This is a genomic window from Lactiplantibacillus garii, from assembly GCF_003885105.1.
Classification (GTDB): Bacteria; Bacillota; Bacilli; order Lactobacillales; family Lactobacillaceae; genus Lactiplantibacillus; species Lactiplantibacillus garii.
On record NZ_QWZQ01000016.1, the window covers coordinates 1 to 23,017 of the forward strand.

The window sequence follows — 23,017 nt, forward strand, 5'->3', positions numbered from 1 at the left end:
ATCTTAGTTTTCATTGATTTTCATTTAAATTCGCAAACTCACCTGAAATCCTATTGAAAAGCGCATCTGTATTTACATCGTGTATAATGTTTTTGATAATCAGTTCTTGAAAAATATTACAGCAATTTCTAAAATGGTTAACCATCCGCAATTATTTGTAACAAAAAAGTTGGCTTAAATTGCAAAAATAAAAATAATCGTCAAGGCTTTTCAGCTCGTTTACGATTCTTTCATTCAATCTATTAGTCTAAAAGACTTACACGGTTTAAAATTAATGCTAAAATAAATATAATAATTAGCCATATCAAACGGGGGTAACCATTATGTTACAACAATATCAAAATATCTTGGTACCAGTTGATGGCTCCAAAGCCACCGAAGAAGTACTTAAGCGCGGCATTGAAGTTGCCAAGCGCAATAAGACCCACCTCGACATTCTCAACGTCTTGGAAGTGAATCAATTCAGTGATACTTACGGTGGCGCCGTAAGCGGTGACGTTATTTATAAGCTTTCAGAAGACGTTCAAAAACGGCTCGAAGAACTCAAACAACAAGCCCTGGATGCCGGTGTTACCGATGTCGACATGCACGTTCGGTTTGGTAATCCCAAAACCGTCATTGCTCGCGAATTTCCCGCTGATCATCACAACCAACTAATTTTGATTGGTTCAACCGGCCTCTCCGCTGTTGAACGTTTGGTCGTTGGTTCAGTTACGACTTACGTTAGTCGTAACGCGGTTTGTGACGTTTTGATCGTCAAGCCTACCCAAGAATAGCGACCACTTTACGAGCGGCAACGTGAAACAAGGGTGTGGGACAAAACTTTAAGGCGCGTAAATTACTCAACGTAAACCGAGTAATTTACGCGTCTTGCGTTTCCGTAGCACCGGTACCGAAACGTGCACCAAAAGCGGCCTATTCTGTTTAACCCAAAACTGGGGTGGCTCAATTTACAAATTTATTACCATGAATCTAATACCGTATTTGCTTATCTTTTCTGAAAGGTGGTTCTTCCCGTGTCCTGGTCATACGATTTAACGATCCCCTCCGAGCTAGCTGGACAAACCGTGCGGACCTGTCTGCAAACCTGGCTCGTCCCCAAAAGAATTCAGGGACAACTCCGTCAGGGGCGCCGAATCCGTATCAATCAGTTTCCCGCTTCGGTCGCGTCTCCGCTTCAAGCCGGCGATCACCTGCAGCTGACCTTTATTGCGAATGATTTTCGAACTCCCGTGTCTAACTATTTACCAGATAGCGCGGCCACGGTTTCCGTCCTTTACCGCAATGCCAACTTACTCGTAGTTAATAAGCCCGCCGGAACGAAATCACACCCTAATCAGCCGGGTGAACGCGGGTCGATTTTAAACCATTTGGCAGCTTACCTGGCCCCTAGCCAACAAGCCCCATACATGGTTCACCGCCTCGATCAAATGACCTCCGGTGCCATGGTGGTAGCCCTAAACCCCGTTGTTGTACCCATTTTGGACCGTTTAATTAGTACTAAAGTAATTCGCCGAACGTACTATGCCTGGGTTCGCGGACATTTCGCTCAGACTTTTGGCCAGTTTGACGCGCCAATTGGTCACGACCCCGCCGATAAACGCAAACGGTGGGTCAATACGTTCGACGCACAGCCGGCCTTAACTACCTACCAAGTCGTTACAACGACTCCGCGACAGACGTTGGTCAAATTATCCCTGACTACCGGTCGAACCCACCAGTTACGGGTCCACTTAGCCGCTAGCGGTCACCCGATTTTAGGTGACCCGTTGTACGACGACCATGCAGATCAGGCACCCCGCCTAATGTTGCACGCCCAGGCACTCGCCTTACAGTTGCCATTTAGTACCACCTCCGTGTTTGTTCCGGCACCCTTACCCCCTCTCTTTCACCAACTGGGACTCATTGAGCATTATTAAAACCCGTACCGACTACCTGGGAGTGGTCGGTACGGGTTTTCCATTCTTTATAACCTAAAAACAACCACTACAACGGGGGCACACGCCCGTTATAGTGGTTGTTTAGTTATTTCTTAATTAAACGTTACGCTTTATTTCAAGCCGTGCCATTGCCAGTCATTAACTTCTGGTAAATCGGTCCCGGCATCCCGAATGTAAGCGTTGTGTTTTGCCAACATGTTATCCATGTCTTGAACAAAGGCCGCGCCCTTATCAACCATGTCTGGTTGTACGGCAATTGCGGACTTAGCTAAGTCGAAGCGGTCCATCTGGTTCATCACCCGAACGTCAAATGGCGTGGTGATGTCCCCGTTTTCACGGTAACCGTGAACGTGTAAGTTATGGTTGTGACGGTCAAAGAAGATATCACGAACTAAGTCTTCGTAACCGTGGAACGCAAAGACAACCGGCTTGTTCTTAGTAAAGTAGTGATCGAATTCTTCGTCAGATAAGCCCCGTGGATCCTTCTTAGGACTACGTAACTTCAAGATATCAATAACGTTGATGAACCGAATCTTCATGTCTGGGAAGTTGTCGTGCAATAATTGAATTGCAGCTAACGTTTCCAAAGTTGGTTCCGTCCCAGCAGCGGCGAAAACAATGTCCGGTTCGCTGCCTTGATCGGTACTTGCCCAGTCAATGATTCCTAGGCCGTTATCAACTAACTGCTTGGCTTCGTCAATACTGAACCACTGTTGACGTGGGTGCTTTGATGTAACCACGTAGTTGATCTTTTCCTGACTCCGTAACATCACATCACCAACGGCTAACAAACTGTTAGCATCGGCTGGCAAGTATTCGCGGATGTATTCCGGCTTCTTTTCAGCCAAGTGGGTCAAGGCACCTGGATCTTGGTGGGTGTAACCATTATGGTCTTGCTGGAATACGGTTGAAGCCGCAATAATGTTAAGTGACGGGTACTTCTTACGCCAATCAAGTTCGTTGGCTTTCCGTAACCACTTGAAATGCTGGGTCAACATGGAGTCGACGACCCGCAAGAACGCTTCGTAACTTGCGAATAAACCGTGGCGACCAGTTAAGACGTAGCCTTCTAACCAGCCTTCAGCTTGGTGTTCAGATAACTGTGCATCCAAAATTCGGCCAGCGGGTGCTTCGTATTGATCACTATCCGGATGAATGTCTTCCAACCATTGACGGTTAGTGGCTTCAAAGATGCCGTATAACCGGTTGGACATCGTTTCATCTGGTCCGAACAAACGGAAGTTATCCGGGTTCTTCTTGATCACGTCCCGCAGGTAGTCTGACCAAACGATCATATCCTGCTTAACGTTGGCGCCACGTTTGGTCGTGTCAACGGCGTAATCACGGAAGTCTGGTAAGTTTAAGGCCTTAGGATCAACCCCACCATTCGTAATTGGGTTAGCGGCCATCCGACTCTGGCCTTCAGGGATGATGGCTTTGATATCATCCTTCAAAGTACCGTCTTCGTTAAAGAGTTCTTCCGGCTTGTACGACTTCAACCAGTCAACTAACGCGTCGGCATGTTCCATATCGTTTTGATCAACAGGAATTGGAATTTGGTGCGCACGGAACGAACCTTCGATCTTATCGCCGTCCCATGACTTAGGACCAGTCCAACCCTTTGGTGCGCGGAAGACGATCATTGGCCAAGTTGGTAAGCTTGGATCGTTATTTTCGCGAGCGTTCTTTTGAATGGCCTTGATCTTTTCAACGGCTTCATCCATGGCCTTAGCCATAACCGGGTGAACCTTTTCAGGATCATCGCCTTCAACAAAGATTGGTTCCCAATTCATACTTTCGAAGTACTGTTTCAGCTTTTCATCGGAAGTCCGACCAAAAATGGTTGGGTTAGAAATCTTGAACCCGTTTAAGTTTAAGATTGGTAAAACCGCACCGTCATTAATTGGGTTGATGAACTTCGTCGATTGCCATGAAGTTGCTAACGGACCCGTTTCGGATTCCCCGTCACCAACGACAACCGCGGCAATTTCATCCGGGTTATCCAAGATTGCACCAGTACCGTGTGAAATTGAGTAACCAAGTTCGCCACCTTCGTGGATTGAACCCGGAGTTTCGGGTGCCGCGTGGGAAGCAACCCCGCCTGGGAATGAGAACTGTTTAAAGAGTTTTTGCATCCCTTCAGCGTCCTGCGTAATTTCAGGGTAAATATCGGTGTAAGTGCCGTCCAAGTATGAGTTGGAAACCATCACTTGACCACCGTGACCGGGACCTTCAACGTAGAACATCTTTAAGTTGTACTTGTTAATGGCCCGGTTTAAATGGGCGTAGATAAAGTTTTGACCGGCAATCGTACCCCAGTGGCCGATTGGGTGAACCTTAACGTCGCTTGCCTTTAAAGGTTGTTGTAATAGTGGATTATTTTTTAAGTAAAGTTGACCGACTGAGAGGTAGTTTGCCGCCCGCCAATATTTGTCAACTTCTTGCAAATATGCTGGTGATGAGTAATCTGTTGCCATTTCAAAACACTCCTTAATTTGCGGTTTAATTGATTTCAATTAAGTAACTGACATCGTTTACAAGTTCTATTCTAACAAGATATTTTGAAAAATCAACCTTTTTGTTAATTGGAACGGTCCAATTAATTTATTTGCGTAAACAAAACGGGCCTAATCCCTTACGGTGGCCCGTTTTAAGCACTTAAAACTTTTTTTAAAAATTTGGGGATCTTCTTAACTTTCCATCATTTTAGACTAGTTACCCGTTCGTCGACACAAAGGTGGTGTACTTCATGTACTGGTAATGCAAACGCATGTTAGAAACTTCAAACGGCGTCCCGTCATCCAGGAAAAAGATCCCACTCATTACTCCGACCGGTTCCACCGGTTTAAGGTGCAGTAACCGTTGGTCGGTTGCGTTGGAACTATCCGCTGAGATCGACAAAAACGACTTCGTGACCGCGGCGTGCAACGTTTTCTGAACGTAACTAAAGATTGAGCCGCTTACAATTTGCCGGTTAAGTTCGGGAACTAGCTTGATCGGGATGTAGCCCGTTTCAATCATAAACGGCTGGTCATCTAATAACCGCAACCGTTTTATTTCGTAAACAAACTCATCCGCCGTTAAAAATAAGTCTTGTTGCAACTCCGCACTTGCAGGAATAACCTGAAAGTCTAATAATTGAATACTGGGTTTGGCGCCTTCCGTATTTAAACTGTCCGTAATTCCTAAATTTGTCCCTTCATACTTAAATGAAGACTGGTTTTTAAGATATAATGGATTAATAAACGTTCCGGAACCCCGTTTCTTAAAAATTAACCCCTGATTAGCTAACACGTTCAGGGCGCGCTTAATGGAACTGCGACTCACTTGGTACTGCTCGCTCAGACTACGTTCGTCCGGTAACTTTTTATCGACAAATTCATTAGCCATAATGCGTTTGTTGAGGTCGGTGATAACTTGTTGGTAGACTAGATCTGCCATCGTAATCCCCCCTTTTAGTAAATTGGTTGCCTCCAGTATAGCAGAAATTTTACCGTTTGGGAGAATTGCACCGGTCCATTTTAATAATTGGGACGTATTTTATAATTAAGAGGGATAAAAATGTCGAAAAAGAACAAGAAAAAAGATCAATTAGGTAAAACACTCGTTGAAAAGATTCTCGATAAAGCCAACATCAGCTACCAACAGTATGAATTTCCTACCGAAACCGAGGGAGACGTTCAACAGCTCCAAGTTGACCACTTGGGAGTCGATGAACACCACATTTATAAAACTTTAGCGCTGATTGGCAACAAAACTGGTCCGTTAGTGGGGGTCCTTCCGCTTGACGAACACCTCAGTTATAAAAAATTAGCCAAGCTATCCGGCAATAAAAAAGTCGGCATGATTCCGCTTAAAGATCTTGAGCACACAACTGGTTACCAGCACGGCGCCAATACGCCGGTCGGAATTTGGGAAACTAAGAAATTTCCAATTTTTATCAACGAAAGTGCCAAGCAACAGGGTCAAATTTTAGTGTCGTCCGGTAAGATTGGGCGTTCCATTGAGATCGACGCGAACGATTTACGCAAACTCGTCCACGGAACCTTTGGTGAAATAACGGAGTGATCGTGTGAAAGAACTTATTATGAATAACTTACTCGTTCTGCTGATCACCCTCGGGATTCCAGGGAGCTTTGCGGGCCTGTTGACCATCATTAACCGGCGCAGTAAGGCCAACCTAGTGAACCACTTCGGCATTAATAGCCAAGTCTACTGCGGTTTTCTAGGAATTATTTTACACGAAATCAGCCACCTAATTCTCGCCATTATTTTTCGGCACGGTATTCAATCCGTTCAACTGCTCAAACGTCCCCACCTGCATCCGGATACCGATGCGGGGGACGATTTGGCCATGGGGTACGTTAACCATACTTGGAACCGACACGATCCCTACCAAGTCATCGGGAACCTCTTCATTGGCGTGGCACCCATTTTTGGTTGTACCGCCGCCCTACTGGGATTAGATTGGTGGCTGGCACCAGGATTAGGACAAGCCATTTTGAAGCTGGCCGAAACACCGGCCCACCCCGATTGGTCCGGTAGTTGGGCGGCCCTTGTCAGCACCCCCATCGGTTGGTGGCAGGCCCCACTCCTCCTGTTTTTAACGATTACCATCGTTTTAGGCGGTTTCGACCTCAGTCCGGCCGATTATCAAAACAGTACGGTCGGACTCTACAGTACCTTTGCAGTTATTGTGACCATCACGACGATTTTAACGTTACTCGGCATCACGGGCTGGATCACCACCCTAGTTTCCTGGGGATTCACGGTCGCCATTATTTTATGCTATTCACTAATTGTTTCACTGATTGTCATGTTAATTACCCAGGTACTAACCAACCGGGTTTCCTAATCTTGTTAGTAAATAAGCCAGAGTGTGCCAAAAGTCGGTTAGCTGGTGAGCGGAGCCCGCTGACTTTTGAAATCCGTTTCGACAATAATTATTTGGAGATAAAAACGAGGCTGTGACTTTTGTCACAGCCTCGTTTTTATGCGTGTTATCAGTTTTAATTAATCGGCCAACGCATCGTCGGCACGCCATTCCGCCTTAAACTGGTCCACGAAAGCGTGCATCACGGCCGTCCGCTGTTCAGCCAAACGCCGCGCACTGGCGGTATTCATGAGATCAGCCAATTTAAATAACTTTTCATAAAAGTGATTAATGGCCGTTCCTGGTTGGTTACGGTACTGTTCCTTCGTTAGATGTTGGCGCGGCGCCACGGCGGGATCATAAATTTTTTCACCCACGTGACCCGAATAATAGAGTGCCCGGGCAATTCCAATCGCGCCGATTGCGTCTAGACGGTCGGCATCCTGTACGATTTGACCTTCTAAGCTCAACTTCTGGGGACCGTTAAACGACTGACTAAATGACATGTGGTCAATAATGGCAAAAATTGCGGCTTGGTCGCGCGCCAACACGGCTAACTGTGTCAGGTGTTGCGATAACGCGGCGTGGGCCGCTGCGGGATCGGCCATCAGCTTATCATCAATAACGTCGTGTAACCACGCCGCAGCTAACGTTAAATTCAAGTTAGCACCTTCCGCCGTTGCTAACCGGTGGGCGAGCCGATTGACCCGTTCAAGGTGGTCCCGACCATGCCCACTACGATCCCGTGCCAAACTCGCTAGCGCGTATGTTTTGATTGCTGCCAATTGTCCATCCGAAATCATTTGATCATCCTATTCCTGAGTTTGATAATACGTTCGTAATTTTTTGATGGTTCCCCGGCTGAAAGATAAGTGGTCCCCGTTCATCATGTTAACGTTTCCCTTATTAAAATCAACCGTGACAACCTTCTCTAGGTTTAGCGCGTAACTTTGAAAGTCATTAAAAAACCGGCCGTTCGTCAACTGCGCCTTAACCGTGTTTAAATTCTTATGCACCACGTAGGCCTGATCCCCCGTAACGATCCGCGTCGTTCTTAGGCCGTGCACCTTTTCGCAATACACAATGTCATCCAGTTTCAACGTTAATAGCAACGCACCACTCCGAATCATCAGCGTTGGCTCCGGGCTCGTTTGTAGCTTAACGAGTCGTTTTTTGATAACTTGTAGCACTTGATGGACCTGGGGAATGAAATGTTCCCGGTCAAACATGTTTGCTTTTGAAATAAATCCCGTGGGCGTCGTCATCGCACTGAGTGTCTCGGGCATCATATCGTCACGAACCGTCACGTATACGATAAAACCATCCGGATCGTAATCCCGAATCCGGGAAGCTAACTGAATACCGTTGATCTCACGTTGAAGCACAATGTCTAAAAAATAAATATTCGGTCCGCTACTCTTTTTTACGGCCGCTAAAACATCGGCGGGTTGCCAAACCGACGCCAATTCGTAGTTAAACTGGAGTTCATCTAACTGAGCCGTAATGATGTCGTTTAGCCAGAGACGTTGCGGTTCTTGATCGTCGCTGATAAACACCTTCATCTTAATCACTCTTCCTAATCGTTAAGTTATTTCCCGTACAAATGTCCGTGATTCATTCGTTCATTTAGATTGCTTACAATCATTTTTACTCCTTAATCATACTAAAGCCATCTGACTACGGCAACTAAAAACGGAACGGTTAACTAAATTGTTCCTTCAGTCAACCGTTCCCGAACTATTTTTCAATTTGTTGGGGCTTTACCTGAGCTTGATTAAGCCGTAATAATTCGTCCGTCCGTAATTTATCAACAATTAATTGGGCCGCCGCAACCGTTAAACCGGCACTGGGATCTTGGTCGGAGATTGTGACGGGCGCATCCATGTGGTGGAGCTGATTAGTCAGCGCAGTAATAAAGCCATCATAAGCCCGCTTAGGGTAGCCCGTCGCCGTCACTTGATCGATTCCCTGTCGAATCTGATCTAGCGGGTAACTGGGTTTTAACAAACTGATGACAATGATATCCGCTAACTGCATAATTTGGTACTTTTTCTTAACGGGTGCCAAAATCACCTTATGCTTAACGTAATTATTAATCATCGCTGCGGTCACTTGGTCAACGCCCAACGGTTGCAACGTTTCGTTGATCAATAATAGAACCTGATCCATATACAGATCAAAATTGGGCAACTCCGTCCACTTAGGTAAAATTACCTTTTCCATCCGCGCTTGCCACGCAACGTAAGTTTCACTCGCCATCTAAACCCCTCCCAACATATTAACATCATTATATACAGATTAACTAGTCTTGTAAACTAGGTAAGCTTTTAAACTAGTTTTCGAACGGAATATGTTATCATTTATGAGTTACGATAAATTCAATAGAAAAGTAGGTCCGATGAAATATGTACGAAATGACGAAGAAACTCCGCGTTGGTGACGACGTCAAGGAACTCATCCCCCAGGCCGTAATTGCCGGATTATGGGAGCGTCTCAAAGCGATGCGTTCGGAAAAATTACTCATTGACAGCACTATGGCAGTCATGTTCAGTGACGATTATGAAGATGATAAAATCTTTTTCATGACGTTACAAAAGGAAGGCGCGTTTGCCAACGAATACGAAATGGCCTACGACGGTCCAAAGAACTTTCTTGGTAAGGGAACCATTGTTATTTTTAAAGACCGGCCCCGTACGATTCAAATGAGCATCTCGGATGCGAATAAACAAGCCGACGCTTCGGCTAAAGATGCTGAAAAATAACCCCAACAACGGCAAAACGGACATTCCGAATTTAATCGGGACGCCCGTTTTTTTAGGGTTTACTGAATCTCAATTTTCCCCGCACTATCACGAACTTTTTTTGGTAAGTTGACGGTCAATACGCCCGCCTGATAGTGGGCTTGAATCTGATCCTTGACGACACCTTGAACGTGAAACCGCCGGGTCAAAGCCCGTCCCGTCCGTTCACGGTGAATAATCCGTTCATCATCGCTACCGGCCCCGTCAGTCTGGGAGCGGTACGCACGGATGGTTAACCAATTGTCTTGGTACGTAACCGTAATGGCTTCCTTATCAAAACCGGGTAATTCCGCCGTCACGACGTAGTCATCATCGTGTTCCACGACGTCCGTTCGCATCACGAGCCGGGCGTTTAAAACGTCCTCAACCTGATGCCGTACCCGCCGTAAATTTTTTACTGGTAAGTGGTCCCACAACTGACGACCTAAACCGTACTGACGCATGTTAACTCCTCCGTCTCAACATTTAGTAAGCCTTTTGGTGAATGGCTTCCGCAAGTAATTGTAAGGCATGGTCACGGGTCCCAACTTGATCCATATCAAAGATAATCGAATCAATGTCGCCACCCTTAAAATCAAATTGTTCAAAGTAGATGTACGGATCTTCGCCGTCAACTTTTAAGAAAGCGTCAGAAATTTTCTTTTCAAAGCCTTCCGCCCAGTCTTCGTCATCCATCTGATTGAAATCGTCGCGGGTCACGTAACCATGGTCACGAATTAAATCCATCGCTTTTTTGACATCACTATCCTGATAAACCAATTTCTTCGAATCCTCATGAATCTTAGTTTTCGTTTCTACTGGCATCACAAAAGATCTCCCTTTACTTGGTATACCCTTAGTTTAGCACCATTAACGGTAAACGTTAAACATCTTTGATCGATTGCAAAATATGTGAACTATCCTTATAATATTAGCTACTTCGCGTTATACTAAAAGTAACTATTAAATGAAATGAGGAATGTTTCTTTGGACTCAATGGACAATGGCCAGATAGTTTTAAATTTAGTCATTATTGTCATCACGTTTTGCGTTGCCGCCTTCTTCGTTGCTTGCGAATTTGCGCTGGTTCAAACGCGACCAAGCGCCTTGGAAGAAGAACAAAAGAAGCGTGATAAGCCTTCTAAGCGGATTGCGACCTCCCTCCACATGGTCCACAACTTAAACGAATACCTTTCTACGACCCAAGTGGGGGTTTCCTTAGCTGGGATCATCTTAGGGTGGATTGGTGAACAAACCACGGAACACTTCGTTTTGCAGTTACTCGCCCTCTTTAATCTCTCGATTGCTACCTCCGTTTTACGCGGGATCAGCATCGTCATCGGGGTCTTTTTACTGACTTACTTAGAAGTTGTTTTAACGGAAATCGTTCCAAAAAACATTGCGATTGACATGCCTTTAAAGGTAATGGCCGTCATTACCACGCCATTACGGTGGTTCCACGTTATTTTCTACCCGTTCGTCTGGTTATTAAACGTTTCGTCCGCTGGGGTTGTCAAAATGTTGGGGATTCCCGTTGCGAACGAAGATAATGACGTTTATTCTCAGGCCGAAATTTTAAACCTTTCGCGTAATGCCGTTTCTGGCGGTCAGTTGGAACGTGACGACTACCTCTACATGGAACGAGCGTTTGAATTTAACGATAAAATTGCTAAGGATATTATGATTGACCGCACCCAGTTAGTCGTAATTGATATCAACGATACGGTTAAGCAAGCCATCCGGGTTTACTTACAGAAGCGTTTTAGCCGGCTACCCGTCGTAGCAAATAATGACAAGGATAAGATTCTGGGTTACGTTTACAACTACGATTTAATTCGTCAGGGTGAAGTTGACGACGATATTCGGGTCAACAAGGTCCTGCGTAACATCATTACCATTCCCGAAACGACCCCTATTCAAGCCATTCTACAGAAAATGATCGACAAGCAGACCCCCATCGTGGTCGTTGTTGATGAATACGGTGGGACGAGTGGGATCGTCACGGATAAGGACATTTACGAAGAACTCTTCGGAACGGTCAACGACGAAATCGACAACGTTTCCAATGAATATATCGACAAACAGGCTAACGGGACGTACCGAATCAGCGGTAAAATGACCATTTACGACTTCGAACGGTATTTCAAGACCGACTTACAAGAATTTGAAGACTCCGACGTGGTCACTTTGACCGGTTACATTTTGGATAACTTCCCCAAAATTCAGGCTGGCGATACGATTCAAATCGGTAACTTCAATTTTAAGGCCCTCGACTTCGAGAACGCCTACATCAATTGGTTTGAAGTTAGTGAACAGACCGTAACGCCAAGTACCACCGATGAAGCGGACGATTCTGATAAAAAATAATTCGTTTAAGCTTTCTTAAGCCTAATTAAAAACTGCAATCTGCGCATCTTAAAAGTTGCCAGATTGCAGTTTTTATTTTGATGTCTGGCTAATTCACCGCTAACTTTTTGACCTGACCATCCCCCTCACTATTTAGAAACGTTTACATCAACTAACAGAAGTTGTTTGCAAATCAATAGGTCACAGCGTAAACTGAACATAAACGTAAACAGAAATGAGGAACTGGCTGTGAGTGAATCAACAATTAATATTATCTACATTTCAATCGAAGGTAATACCCGTTCATTTGTAACAGGTATGCAGGATTATGCCAAAACCCAGCACGCTGCGGATGAAAGTAACCCCTTGATCACCCTCAAAGAAATTAGTGAACAAACGGACTTTGCAATTGAAACCAAGCCCTACTTTGCGTTCGTTCCCACCTATTTAGACGGTGGAAACGGGATTGACAACGGCGTTAAAGAGTTAATGACCAACGTCTTAGGTGAATACTTAAACTATGACCAAAATCCCCGTTTCTGCTTAGGCGTAGTAGGTAGTGGTAACCGTAACTTTAACGAACAGTACTGCTTAACTGCCCGCCGTTACGCGGAACAGTTGGATACGGACCTGATTGCCGACTACGAACTACGGGGAACCTCCGTAGATACCGAACGGATTTACAACGTGATGAAGGAACGCTTAGCCGCGTACACTAAATAATCGATATAAAAAGGATTCAAGACGCTGACCGTCTTGAATCCTTTTTTGCAGTATCAGCTACCACGTTTAATTTCCATCAACCATTCAATAAATTTTCCCGTTTAGCCCTTAATAAAACCAGCGCCAAGCTTCCAAGCATCAAAATCGTTACGGTAATAAAAAGAACTGAGTAAGTAAACTGAGCCACCATCATCCCGCCAAATAAGGGGCCCACGGCTCGTCCTAGTGATAACGCCATGTTGTAGCGTCCCTGATACTTGCCACGCTGATTATCGGCCGCCATATCATCGACCCAGGCTGGCGCGATTGGTAAGCCAATCACTTCCCCAACCGTTAAAACAACCATGATAATGATAAAGTCCACGTATTGCCGGGCAAAAACGAGGCCCAAAAATGACAGGGCAAATAACGTGATACCTACTCCCACCTGAGTTCCAATTTTAAAGTGCTCGTTAAACCGGGACACAATCGGCTGGCTGCCAATAATTAATAACCCGTTAATGGTCCAAACTTCGCTATAGCGCCGGAACGGAATGCCTAAGTTTGTCATGTGAACGGATAAAATACTTTCCCACAAGGCGTAACTTAAATAAATCGTAAAAATCATAAAGGCAATCATCCAGATCAACTGGCGGTGACTACGCGGGGTAGTGTCCTGACCACGTGGTTGGGCCGCCGTTTCCCGGCTAGTTGCCGGAGCCACGTTGAAGGTACTGAACACGATTCCCATTAGGCCCACGTAGCAAGCGGTGGTCACCACAAAAACCACGCTAATTCCTAATTCCAATAAATAACCAACGAGCAACGTTCCAATCACGACACCAACGTTGAGCGCCATGTATAACATGTTAAACACGTAGCGATTCGACCGCGTCGTGACGGTGGCAGCGTACGAGTTCACCACCGTCATACTAATGCCGTCGCCAAACCCGACGATGACTAGTCCAACGGCGTACGGCCACAGACTATGCCAAAGGATCAGGGTCGCTAAGGTCAACGTTGAGATTCCCCCGCCTAAAATGGCCGTCCAGTACGGGCGCCACTGATCAAACAACCGACCGCCAACGTAGTTTCCAGCAATCATGGCCATAGACATCACGAACAAAACAATTCCCGAAAACGTTAAGCTCTGTTTTAAATAATTATGCATGTAAATCGTTGTTAACGGCCACATGAATGCGGCCCCCGCGTTATTAAGTAAGTTGGCCAGAAATAGCCAACGTAACCGTACTTCTCTTTGCATTCATTTCACCAATTTCCTATTATTGCCGGTCGAGGTTGGTCATCTTGAGCGGATCGACCCATAAATCAAAGTCCGCTGCCGACACGTAACCACTCTTTAGAGCCGCTTCCCGTAAAGTTAGTCCCGCGCGTTCCGCAGTTTGCGCAATTTCCGCCGCCCGATGGTACCCGATGTGGGGGGACAACGCCGTAACCGTCATTAACGACTGGTCAACTAATGCCCGCATCCGCTTCTCGTTAACGGTCATGCCCCGCACTAACTTATTGGTCAGTCCATCGATGGTCCCGGTCAACAATTCGGCCGATTCCAAAAAGGCGGCAATGATCACCGGCTTGTAAACGTTCATTTCAAAGTTTCCCTGGCTCGCAGCAAAATCAATCGTGACGTCGTTACCCATGACCCGGGCCGCAGCCATCGTTAACGCTTCGATTTGGGTTGGGTTAACCTTCCCCGGCATAATCGAAGAACCCGGTTCATTGGCTGGAATCGTCAATTCGCCGTAACCGGCCCGCGGGCCACTGGCCAAAAAGCGGATGTCATTACCGATTTTTACCAGGTCAGCCGCAAGCGTCTTTAACGCCCCGTGGACGACGTTTAATCCCGAATGAGCCGCTAACCCCGCAAAATCGTTATCCGCCACCTCGAAAGCTTGGTGGTAAGTCGTCGCAAGTTCCGTCACCATCTGTCGATCAAAGCCCGGTTGCGTATTTAAACCGGTTCCGACCGCGGTCCCCCCAATTGGCAAAGCTAACAGGGTTGGTTGTAACTGTTGCAAATAATCCCGGTCACGCTTTAACGTGCTGACCCAGCCACTAACTTCCTGCCCAAAGGTTAGGGGCGTCGCGTCCTGTAAGTGGGTCCGCCCAATCTTGACCGTTCGCCAGTACTGGTGTTGCTTTTCGGTTAACGCCGTAATCAACGTCGCCACCGTCGTTAATAATGGTGCTAACACTTGGAGTGCCGCAATGTTCATAGCGGTGGGAAACGTATCGTTTGAACTCTGAGACTGGTTAATATCATCATTCGGCCGCACCGGCGTCGTTGGATCTAATTGAGCCGCGACGTGGGCAAGCACCTCGTTTACGTTCATATTAGTTTGGGTCCCCGACCCGGTTTGATAAACGTGTAGTGGAAAATCGACCATTAAATGGGCGTCATCTAACGCTAACAACTGGTCAGCAGCCCGAGTAATCACTGCGGCCTTGGCCGCACTTAAGTGACCCGAGTCTCCATTTACCCGGGCCGCGGCCCGCTTAATTTGTAATAATGCCCGGATAACTTGGACGGGCATTACCACGCCATGGGGAAAATTATGGCGACTACGTTCCGTTTGGGGTCCCCATAAGGCCGTACTTGGAATTCTGACCGTCCCTAACGTATCCGCTTCTTCACGATATGTTGTCATTTAAAACCCTCCTCATTTGATCCCACGGTAATTTGTCTTAATAACTAATACATACAATTAGCTGTAATCACCACGGTTACCCTTCAGTATACGCTCCCGGACCGTTTTCGCCTATCTTAGCGTTCAACCGAATGAATTTTAAACTTCAGTTTGCTTAACCGGTGAGCAGCGCTAAAAATTAACTTTGAAACGTCCGTTTTTAAAACCGAATATCGACTATCCGTCCCGATGATTGCTATAATACATGTAAGTGCTTTGTGAATTTAAAAGAACGAGGTGACAGTATGTCGACAAACAGCTTTGGCTTAGCGGCCGGCTTTTTAGTCATTTTAATCATCTGGATCTATCAGCGGGTCCGGATGCCCAAGATGCATTCGCTAGCAGGATACATGTCTCGGCGCGCCATTAAGACTGAAGAAACGTGGCAATTTGCACAACGCTTCTACTCTACTTTTGGCATCGAAATCTTCACGATTTTATTTTTAGGTGCGGTTGCCGGTGGCCTGTTTAACATTGCTTGGCTGCAAAGTGTCAACGTTCAAGCGGTGGCACTGGGGATTGCCCTAATACTTCAAAACATTGCCACCGAACGGGAACTGCGTCACGCCTTTCCTAACGACCACGTCAATCAAGGTTAGCTGAGATTAACCTTGCTGATACTTTATAATTGACCAATAATACTAATTGCTTAATATTAGTAATGGTAGCTTTTACATTTTTAATTTAATTCCAACTAAGCGTCATTTTATAAATAAAATTTTAGTAAAGAAGGTTAATTGATGAGTAAAGAAAAAATTGCCTTATTCACCATCTTTGGCGGTACCGGCGACTTAGCTCAACGTAAACTGTACCCTTCCCTATTCAAGCTTTATCAGAAGGGCTATTTAAAGGAACACTTTGCCGTAATCGGAACTGCCCGGCGGCCCTGGACGAATGAACACTATCACGGTGTCATTACGGACTCTTTGGCAAGTTTAAACGCCGACCCGGCCACGGTTGCTAAGTTTGCGGGCCACTTCTATTACCAATCTCACGACGTGACGGATGCCCAACACTACGTCACTTTAAAGCAATTATCCGAAAAGTTAGACGCTCAGTACGGTTTACAGGGAAATCGGATTTTCTACTTAGCCATGGCGCCGAACTTCTTTGGCACGATCGCCCAACACTTGCGGTCTGAAAACATCTTAACGCCCAACGGTTTTAACCGGGTCATTATTGAAAAGCCGTTTGGTCACGACTTTGAAAGTGCCAAGGAACTGAACGATCAGTTAACCGCCACGTTTAACGAAAATCAAATTTATCGGATTGACCACTACTTAGGCAAAGAAATGATTCAAAACATTTCGGCCATTCGTTTCGGCAACAATATTTGGGAATCACTGTGGAACAACCGTTACATTTCAAACGTTCAGGTTACTTTGAGTGAAAAACTGGGCGTCGAAGAACGGGCCGTTTACTACGATAACAGTGGTGCCCTCCGTGACATGGTTCAAAACCACATTTTACAAATTTTAAGCCTGTTGACAATGGATCAACCGGTCGAGTTTACGGAAAAAGATATTGACGTCGAAAAAGTTAAGGCTTTGCGCAGCTTACGACCACTTAAGCCAGAAGAAGTTGCCACCAACTTTGTTCGCGGACAATACGCCGCGGATGGTGACGTTAAAGCGTACCGCAACGAAGATAAGATTTCGCCGGATTCCAACACGGACACCTTCGTTGCCGGCAAAGTCATGATTGACAATTTCCGCTGGTCGGGGGTTCCGTTCTACGTCCGGACCGGGAAACGCTTAGCTGACAAATTTACTCGCATCGACGTAGTCTTTAAACGACCGATCGTTAACATTTTTAACCACGACGACGTTCGGGAAAACGATGACGCGGCCACGAGTTTAGCCCCCAACGTTCTAACGATCAACGTAGAACCAACCGAAGGGGTTGAATTACGAATGAACGCCAAGGCCCTCGGACAAGGTTTTGCAACCACGCCGGTCAAATTAAACTTTGCCCACGACGCTGCAGCAACCGCTAATAGTCCCGAAGCTTACGAACGCTTACTGCACGATGCTTTGAACGGGGACGCCACTAACTTTACTCACTGGAAAGAAGTCGCTTACTCCTGGAAGTTTGTTGACGTTATTCAGAAGTATTGGGACGAACACACGCCCGACTTTCCTAACTACCGTCCAGGTTCGATGGGACCGGACGCGTCTGACGAACTCCTTCGTCAAGACGGTCACGAATGGATTTATAAAGAATAACCTTATTACAATAATCAGGACCCGGAAAATTTTCCGGGTCCTTTTTTACGTGCCATTAATTTTGACGGGTTAATCCGCGTTGGCTTCACAAACTCGAATTAACCGTTGCAACCCCGTCTTTAGCGTCCCTAGGTCAAGCGCGGCGAATCCGAGCAAGTAATAGTCGTGACTCGGCATCCCCGCCCAGTTTGAATCTAACGGATAAATACGCACGGAATTTTTGACGAGCTGGGTTAATAGCCGCTCCCGTTGGACGTTAGGAATGCGTACCACCACGTGAATTCCCGCGCCAGTAGTAATGGGGTGAATACAATTCGTGCCGGCAAATTGCTCACAGACGAGCCGGTACTTTTGCCGATTAACCGCCCGGCTACGGCTGAGGTGCCGGTAATACGCGCCACTTGTAAAGTAGTTCAACATGGCCTGTTGTAATAATCCCGCTACCATGCCGGAACGGTACTGGTAGAGACGGTGGTAGCTAGCAACCAACCGTTTGGGCAATACCAAGTAACCCATCCGCAACGTCGGGTCGATACCCCGCGAAAAAGTGCCCAAGTACGCCACCTGATCCGCCGTTGCTAGCGATTGTAAGGACGGTAACGGGTGCGCATTATACCGGTACTCACTATCATAATCGTCTTCAATGATCAACCGCTGATAATCCGCGGCCCACTTTAACAACGCAAGCCGTTTAGCAATCGGCAGGACGTAACCCAGGGGAAACTGGTGCGACGGGGTCGTGTATACCACCGCCGGGTCGCACCGGGTGACTGCGGAAAGGTCAATTCCACTCGTCGTAATGGGAATGGCGGTCGTCGTGTGCCCGTAACTGGCAGCTAAGCTAGTAAGGCCCCGGTAGCCCGGATTTTCCACTCCCACGATCCCCCGTGGCAAAATACTCAGTAGTAAACTCAGCCCCGCCTTGGACCCGTTGGTAATGACAATTTGATCCGCGGTGCAGTGTACGCCGCGACTCGTTTTTAAAAAGGTCACCAACTCTTCACGCAGTGCCCATACCCCCTGCGCATCCGGGTACACCGTCGTTGGACCCGTTTCGGCTTGGCGTAACGCTTCGCGGACCGCCTTTTTCCACGCGTTCCAACTTGGTTTGAGCAATTCGGTCACACCGTAGCGAAAATCATACTGGCACGCGACCGGTAGCTTGGGCTGGGACGCCGATACCGCGGCGGGTGTGGGTTGCGGCCAATGTTTGATATCATTATAAAAATAACCACTCCCCGGAACGGTATGAACGTAGCCTTCCGCCAATAACTGTTCGTAGGCTTGTTCCACCGTAGTTTTAGAAACCCCGAGATTTTGCGCCATTTTACGAATGGGCCATAACCGCTGATTTGCCGAACGCTGCGGGTCGTAATCATCCCGTAACTGGCGGTACAACTGCAAATATAGGGGGACTGGTGATTGACGATTTAATGGCATGAGTGAATTGTCCTTTCATTTTTATCAAAATTGTCTATTTTAAACATGACAATTACCTTTTATTATAAACGGTAAATATCAAGAGAGGAAGTTGCACTTATGGACACCAATCAGATCATTCAAAAAATTCAAGTTTCGGGAATTCGCCGGTTTGACGAAGCCATTACGGGGATTGCTGACATCATTAAATTAACGGTGGGTGAACCGGACCTCCCCACCCCCGAACACGTCAAAAAAGCGGGAATCCAGGCCATTCGGGATAATTGGACCCACTATTCGCCACTAATGGGGTTTGGTGAACTTCAAACCGCAGCGAGTCAGTACTTCCACCAAAAGTATGGTCTGACCTACGCGCCGGGTGAAGTAATCGCAACGGTCGGTGCTACCGAAGCCGTCGCGACGAGTTTATTAACACTCCTAAACCCGGGGGACGGGGTGCTCCTACCGACGCCCGCCTATACGAGTTACCAGCCGTTAGTTGAGCTCGCCCACGCAAACTTGATTCCCATCGATACGACTAACGAAGGGTACAAGCTGACCCCCGCCGCCTTACAGCGGGTAATTGCTGAGCACGCCAACGATCACCTGAAAGTTTTAATTCTCAACTACCCAACGAATCCGACTGGCGTTACCTACACCCAAGCCGAATTAACTGCCCTGCTGACCGTCATCAAGCAAGCCAACCTGTACGTGATCAGTGATGAAATTTATAGTGAATTAACTTATGAACAGCCCCACACCGCGTTCGCAACGTTATACCCGGAAAAGACGATCACCATCAACGGATTGTCCAAATCACACGCAATGACTGGTTGGCGCCTCGGTTTTATCATGGCACCGCAAGCCCTAATCAACGAAATGAAAAAGACCCACCAGTACTTAGTCACTTCGACGAGCTCCATCACCCAGGCGGCCGGGATCGAGGCTTTGACCCACGGTTTAGATGATGGTCAAAAAATGCGGGCCGTTTACCAAGCACGCCGGGATTACCTCGTAAAACGACTCAGTGAGATTGGCCTTAACTACGTTTACCCAACCGGTGCTTTCTACATCTTTGTTCAGGTTCCCAACGATTTTAATGGCACCAGTTGGCAATTTGCGACCCGTTTGGCTCAAGAAGCCCGGGTAGCCGTCATTCCCGGATCCTCATTTGGTGCTGCCGGTGAAGGTTGGTTCCGGATTAGCTACGCGGCCAGTCAGGACGCCCTCCGCGATAGCATGAATCGCTTAGCCACCTGGCGCGCTCAAACTGCCAAATTATAATCAATCTTTAAGGAGGACTCAACATGGATTTTGCTCACGCACACCTCATAACTGCCATGGTTACCCCGTTTAACGCGCAGGCTGCCGTCGATTACGACCGCTTAGAAAAACTGATCAATCACTTATTAGCCCACCACACACAGGGCATTTTAGTGGGTGGGACGACCGGTGAAGGCCCAACCCTAAGTACGGCGGAAAAGCTCACTCTTTACACCAAAACGGCCGCCATCGTTGCCGGCCGGGTACCAATCATTGCTAACGTCGGTTCAAACGATACCCGGGCCACCGTTAAATTCACCCAACAAGTGAGTCAAATTGCTGGTATCGACGCCGCACTTGTCGTCGTTCCGCCGTACAACAAACCCGATCAGGCCGGTATGCGCGCCCACTTTACGACAATTGCTGATCAGGGCGGGTTACCGATCATGATCTATAACATCCCCGGACGGGTCGTTGTCAAAATGGAGGTTCCAACCGTCCTCGCACTCTCGCAAAATCCCAATATCATTGGTATTAAGCAGTGTGGGGACGACGGCGAGTTAGCGGCCATCATCAGCGGTGTCCCGGCGGATTTCCTGGTCTACACCGGGGAAGACGCACAAACCCTAACGACCCGGATTCTCGGTGGTCAGGGCGTCATTTCCGTTGCCAGTCATATTTTTGGTGACCAAATGGCTGCCATGGAAACGGCTCTTCAAGCTGGCGACTGGGCTAAAGCCGGCCAACGGCAACGACAACTGATGCCTAAAATGGCCGCCCTATTCAGCGCCCCTTCGCCCGCTCCGGTCAAAGCCGCGCTTAACGCATCCGGAGTTTTGGTTGGGTCGCCCCGCTTACCAATTCTCCCGTTAACGTCAGCACAGCGGTTCGCCCTGCTTGCTAAATTAAACTAACGCATAACGATTTGCGCCGAGTCATCAATGTCGTATAATGAACACGATTCTACTAAAGAAAGTGGTGACTGCGATGTGTGGGTGGTACTTTACCGGCATGCCCTTCATGTGGATGGGCGGATCGTTTGGTATTTTTGGTTTAATTATTTTATTAGCCGTTGGCGCCTACTATTTAGGCACCCGCTCCAAGCACAAGGAGTAAACTAACCCAAAAAGATCACGTTTGGCTTGCCAAGCGTGATCTTTTTCTAATTATAGCCGTAGCACGTGGTATGATAAATAAGCATCCACTTACTTTTTAAAATAAACCGCCTAGTCACCTGGAACCAGCTTGCCCCAATCAACTGGCAATCATCCCAGGGTGACTGCACTGTAACGGGCGCCAACCACGGTTAGTTTTGAAACTATCCGTACGGTCTTAGTTTCGCCAGTTAATTAACGGTTGCGGGGAGCTTTCCCTTACCGGCCGTGGTCGTCCATTACCTTATTATCAATATTTTTATTAATCAAAGGAGTTTTAACCCGTGTTCTGGTTACCCATCACGCTATCGTTAATATTAATTGCTGGTCAGTTCGTTTTTCGCCGCGCGTTCGCCATTTCATTCGATATTTTTATTCTTTTTAATACCTTAGAAGATGAACTGTGGCACACGGCCCCAACGGATATTCGCCGGGTAATCGCCACCTGCAGCCGGGACCTGCACCGTTTAGGCCAGTTAGCGTTGACGAGTTGTATTGCGTTAATGGTCATCATTTTTACCATCATTGCTAGTTACCACGCCGATCCGTATCAATCCTCAATTATCATCATCATTTGTGCAATTGATACGTACGGCTACTTTTTTCTGTTTCGGCGATTATTCGTTAAATTTTACGCCCAACGTCAGTATCCCCGACTAAAAGCCGCAATCAATTATTTGATCACGTTCACGCACCAACCTTAATCAAAAGATGAGGCTGTGACAAAAGTCACAGTCTCATCTTTTATCTCCGAACAATCATTGTCGAAACGTGCACCAAAAGTCAGTGGGCGCCGCTTAACCCCGTATGTCAAGCAATCCAAACCCAAGATTATTCATCATACGACGTTAGTGCTCACCAGCTAACCGACTTTTGGCACGCTCTGGTCTTTTGAACGGTATACTTAAATTTTTATTATTGCACTCTACGCCTGTTTAACGGCTTGATCAATCGGCGTTGTTCCGTTAATTAACGCAATCGTTTTCCCAATGGTGGCCGGGGTCTTTAACGTCTGCACCGTAAAGGTCGCCACGTCGTCACGGGTAATTTCACCACCCGCTTGCGGGTTCACAGTGACCTGACCAGTCCCGGCATCGTTTACTAGCGTTCCGGGTTGTAGAATCGTGTAATCCAAGCGGGTCCGCGTCTTTAACCATTCGTCCGCATAATACTTGGCAACGTAGTACGGCTGTAAAGCCCGTGGCCAGCGGGAACGCTCCGGTGTAAATTCTGCACTGATGATCACGTACCGTTTAACGTGCGCAATTTCAGCGGCCTGCATTGACTTGACCGCACCGTCCAAATCAATCATCAACGTCATGTCATAACCCGTCTGGCCACCAGAACCGGCCGCAAAGACGACGGCATCCATCCCTGCAAACGCCAATGCTAAGTCTTCTGGTTGGGCCATCAGGTTAAATTGAACCGGCTCCGCGCCCGCATCTTCAAACGCCTCCGCCTGGTCTGGTTGGCGGATACCCGCAAAGACCTGGTCGCCCTGCGCAACTAATTTGGAAACAATTTTTTTACCAATTTGTCCGTGTGCACCGATGACAAAGATTTTCATAACGCGTCACTCCCGTGTTTTTAATAATTCCTATTATAAA

The 23,017-nt window shown here is 47.1% G+C and carries 24 protein-coding genes; 13 read left to right on the forward strand and 11 right to left on the reverse strand.

Annotated features, from left to right (window positions below):
- The first annotated feature begins 323 nt into the window (after positions 1 to 323).
- Both D1831_RS06145 and D1831_RS06150 read left to right on the forward strand, forming a co-directional pair.
- Positions 324 to 776, forward strand: a complete 453-nt coding sequence (locus D1831_RS06145; RefSeq protein ID WP_125072054.1) for a universal stress protein — start codon at positions 324 to 326, stop codon at positions 774 to 776.
- A 240-nt stretch (positions 777 to 1,016) separates the two neighbouring features.
- Complete coding sequence (locus tag D1831_RS06150; RefSeq protein ID WP_125072055.1) at positions 1,017 to 1,919, forward strand: RluA family pseudouridine synthase; 903 nt, start codon at positions 1,017 to 1,019, stop codon at positions 1,917 to 1,919.
- A gap of 131 nt (positions 1,920 to 2,050) precedes the next feature.
- Here D1831_RS06150 and D1831_RS06155 read toward each other — a convergent pair whose 3' ends face one another.
- Together D1831_RS06155 and D1831_RS06160 are read right to left on the reverse strand one after the other, a co-directional pair.
- The gene (locus D1831_RS06155) at positions 2,051 to 4,417 is read right to left on the reverse strand and encodes a phosphoketolase family protein (protein ID WP_125072056.1); all 2,367 of its coding nucleotides are present in this window, start codon (positions 4,415 to 4,417) and stop codon (positions 2,051 to 2,053) included.
- Positions 4,418 to 4,655: 238 nt separating this feature from the next.
- Positions 4,656 to 5,381, reverse strand: coding sequence for a GntR family transcriptional regulator (locus D1831_RS06160; protein WP_125072057.1), 726 nt, complete (start codon positions 5,379 to 5,381; stop codon positions 4,656 to 4,658).
- Between the two features lie 120 nt (positions 5,382 to 5,501).
- Here D1831_RS06160 and ybaK point away from each other — a divergent pair, with 120 nt between their 5' ends.
- A complete protein-coding gene (ybaK, locus tag D1831_RS06165; protein WP_125072058.1) occupies positions 5,502 to 6,008 on the forward strand; it encodes a Cys-tRNA(Pro) deacylase in 507 nt (168 codons plus the stop codon).
- Between the two features lie 4 nt (positions 6,009 to 6,012).
- Positions 6,013 to 6,795: a hypothetical protein gene (locus tag D1831_RS06170; protein ID WP_125072059.1), complete on the forward strand. Its 783-nt coding sequence runs from the start codon at positions 6,013 to 6,015 to the stop codon at positions 6,793 to 6,795.
- A gap of 158 nt (positions 6,796 to 6,953) precedes the next feature.
- Here the strand turns inward: D1831_RS06170 and D1831_RS06175 are convergent, their stop codons facing one another.
- The 3 genes from D1831_RS06175 to D1831_RS06185 all read right to left on the reverse strand — a co-directional run bounded on the left by D1831_RS06175 (position 6,954) and on the right by D1831_RS06185 (position 9,072).
- Positions 6,954 to 7,616: an HD domain-containing protein gene (locus D1831_RS06175; RefSeq protein WP_125072060.1), complete on the reverse strand. Its 663-nt coding sequence runs from the start codon at positions 7,614 to 7,616 to the stop codon at positions 6,954 to 6,956.
- 9 nt (positions 7,617 to 7,625) lie between these two features.
- The gene (locus D1831_RS06180) at positions 7,626 to 8,375 is read right to left on the reverse strand and encodes a LytR/AlgR family response regulator transcription factor (protein ID WP_125072061.1); all 750 of its coding nucleotides are present in this window, start codon (positions 8,373 to 8,375) and stop codon (positions 7,626 to 7,628) included.
- Between the two features lie 175 nt (positions 8,376 to 8,550).
- A complete protein-coding gene (locus D1831_RS06185; protein WP_125072062.1) occupies positions 8,551 to 9,072 on the reverse strand; it encodes a DUF1836 domain-containing protein in 522 nt (173 codons plus the stop codon).
- A gap of 146 nt (positions 9,073 to 9,218) precedes the next feature.
- Between D1831_RS06185 and D1831_RS06190 the strand changes: the two genes are divergently transcribed.
- Entirely contained in the window at positions 9,219 to 9,575 is a 357-nt protein-coding gene (locus D1831_RS06190; protein ID WP_125072063.1) for a hypothetical protein, read from the forward strand.
- Between the two features lie 59 nt (positions 9,576 to 9,634).
- On the opposite strand, the gene D1831_RS06195 is transcribed toward D1831_RS06190, so the two are convergent.
- The gene (locus tag D1831_RS06195) at positions 9,635 to 10,057 is read right to left on the reverse strand and encodes an Hsp20/alpha crystallin family protein (RefSeq protein WP_125072064.1); all 423 of its coding nucleotides are present in this window, start codon (positions 10,055 to 10,057) and stop codon (positions 9,635 to 9,637) included.
- Between the two features lie 22 nt (positions 10,058 to 10,079).
- Positions 10,080 to 10,421, reverse strand: coding sequence for a hypothetical protein (locus D1831_RS06200; protein WP_125072065.1), 342 nt, complete (start codon positions 10,419 to 10,421; stop codon positions 10,080 to 10,082).
- Positions 10,422 to 10,589: 168 nt separating this feature from the next.
- Here D1831_RS06200 and D1831_RS06205 point away from each other — a divergent pair, with 168 nt between their 5' ends.
- Positions 10,590 to 11,960 carry a hemolysin family protein gene (locus D1831_RS06205; protein ID WP_125072105.1) on the forward strand — a complete coding sequence of 457 codons (1,371 nt, stop codon included), beginning with the start codon at positions 10,590 to 10,592 and terminating at the stop codon, positions 11,958 to 11,960.
- 228 nt (positions 11,961 to 12,188) lie between these two features.
- A complete protein-coding gene (gene nrdI, locus D1831_RS06210; RefSeq protein WP_125072066.1) occupies positions 12,189 to 12,662 on the forward strand; it encodes a class Ib ribonucleoside-diphosphate reductase assembly flavoprotein NrdI in 474 nt (157 codons plus the stop codon).
- 76 nt (positions 12,663 to 12,738) lie between these two features.
- On the opposite strand, the gene D1831_RS06215 is transcribed toward nrdI, so the two are convergent.
- Complete coding sequence (locus tag D1831_RS06215; protein WP_125072067.1) at positions 12,739 to 13,905, reverse strand: MDR family MFS transporter; 1,167 nt, start codon at positions 13,903 to 13,905, stop codon at positions 12,739 to 12,741.
- Positions 13,906 to 13,924: 19 nt separating this feature from the next.
- On the reverse strand, positions 13,925 to 15,310 hold the full coding sequence (locus D1831_RS06220; RefSeq protein WP_125072068.1) for a class II fumarate hydratase: 1,386 nt from the start codon (positions 15,308 to 15,310) through the stop codon (positions 13,925 to 13,927).
- A gap of 284 nt (positions 15,311 to 15,594) precedes the next feature.
- On the opposite strand from D1831_RS06220, the gene D1831_RS06225 reads away from it, so the two are divergent.
- Together D1831_RS06225 and zwf are read left to right on the forward strand one after the other, a co-directional pair.
- On the forward strand, positions 15,595 to 15,948 hold the full coding sequence (locus tag D1831_RS06225; protein WP_125072069.1) for an SdpI family protein: 354 nt from the start codon (positions 15,595 to 15,597) through the stop codon (positions 15,946 to 15,948).
- Between the two features lie 141 nt (positions 15,949 to 16,089).
- The gene (zwf, locus tag D1831_RS06230) at positions 16,090 to 17,574 is read left to right on the forward strand and encodes a glucose-6-phosphate dehydrogenase (RefSeq protein WP_125072070.1); all 1,485 of its coding nucleotides are present in this window, start codon (positions 16,090 to 16,092) and stop codon (positions 17,572 to 17,574) included.
- Between the two features lie 69 nt (positions 17,575 to 17,643).
- Here the strand turns inward: zwf and pdxR are convergent, their stop codons facing one another.
- The gene (gene pdxR, locus D1831_RS06235) at positions 17,644 to 19,014 is read right to left on the reverse strand and encodes a MocR-like pyridoxine biosynthesis transcription factor PdxR (protein WP_125072071.1); all 1,371 of its coding nucleotides are present in this window, start codon (positions 19,012 to 19,014) and stop codon (positions 17,644 to 17,646) included.
- A gap of 99 nt (positions 19,015 to 19,113) precedes the next feature.
- On the opposite strand from pdxR, the gene D1831_RS06240 reads away from it, so the two are divergent.
- From D1831_RS06240 to D1831_RS06255, 4 genes are all read left to right on the forward strand, one after another.
- Entirely contained in the window at positions 19,114 to 20,277 is a 1,164-nt protein-coding gene (locus tag D1831_RS06240; RefSeq protein WP_125072072.1) for an aminotransferase class I/II-fold pyridoxal phosphate-dependent enzyme, read from the forward strand.
- Positions 20,278 to 20,300: 23 nt separating this feature from the next.
- The gene (gene dapA / locus D1831_RS06245) at positions 20,301 to 21,170 is read left to right on the forward strand and encodes a 4-hydroxy-tetrahydrodipicolinate synthase (protein ID WP_125072073.1); all 870 of its coding nucleotides are present in this window, start codon (positions 20,301 to 20,303) and stop codon (positions 21,168 to 21,170) included.
- Between the two features lie 37 nt (positions 21,171 to 21,207).
- A complete protein-coding gene (locus D1831_RS14605) occupies positions 21,208 to 21,372 on the forward strand; it encodes a hypothetical protein (RefSeq protein ID WP_225422802.1) in 165 nt (54 codons plus the stop codon).
- 322 nt (positions 21,373 to 21,694) lie between these two features.
- Positions 21,695 to 22,114 carry a hypothetical protein gene (locus tag D1831_RS06255; RefSeq protein ID WP_125072074.1) on the forward strand — a complete coding sequence of 140 codons (420 nt, stop codon included), beginning with the start codon at positions 21,695 to 21,697 and terminating at the stop codon, positions 22,112 to 22,114.
- Between the two features lie 221 nt (positions 22,115 to 22,335).
- Here D1831_RS06255 and D1831_RS06260 read toward each other — a convergent pair whose 3' ends face one another.
- Complete coding sequence (locus D1831_RS06260; protein ID WP_125072075.1) at positions 22,336 to 22,977, reverse strand: SDR family oxidoreductase; 642 nt, start codon at positions 22,975 to 22,977, stop codon at positions 22,336 to 22,338.
- Between the last annotated feature and the right edge of the window lie 40 nt (positions 22,978 to 23,017).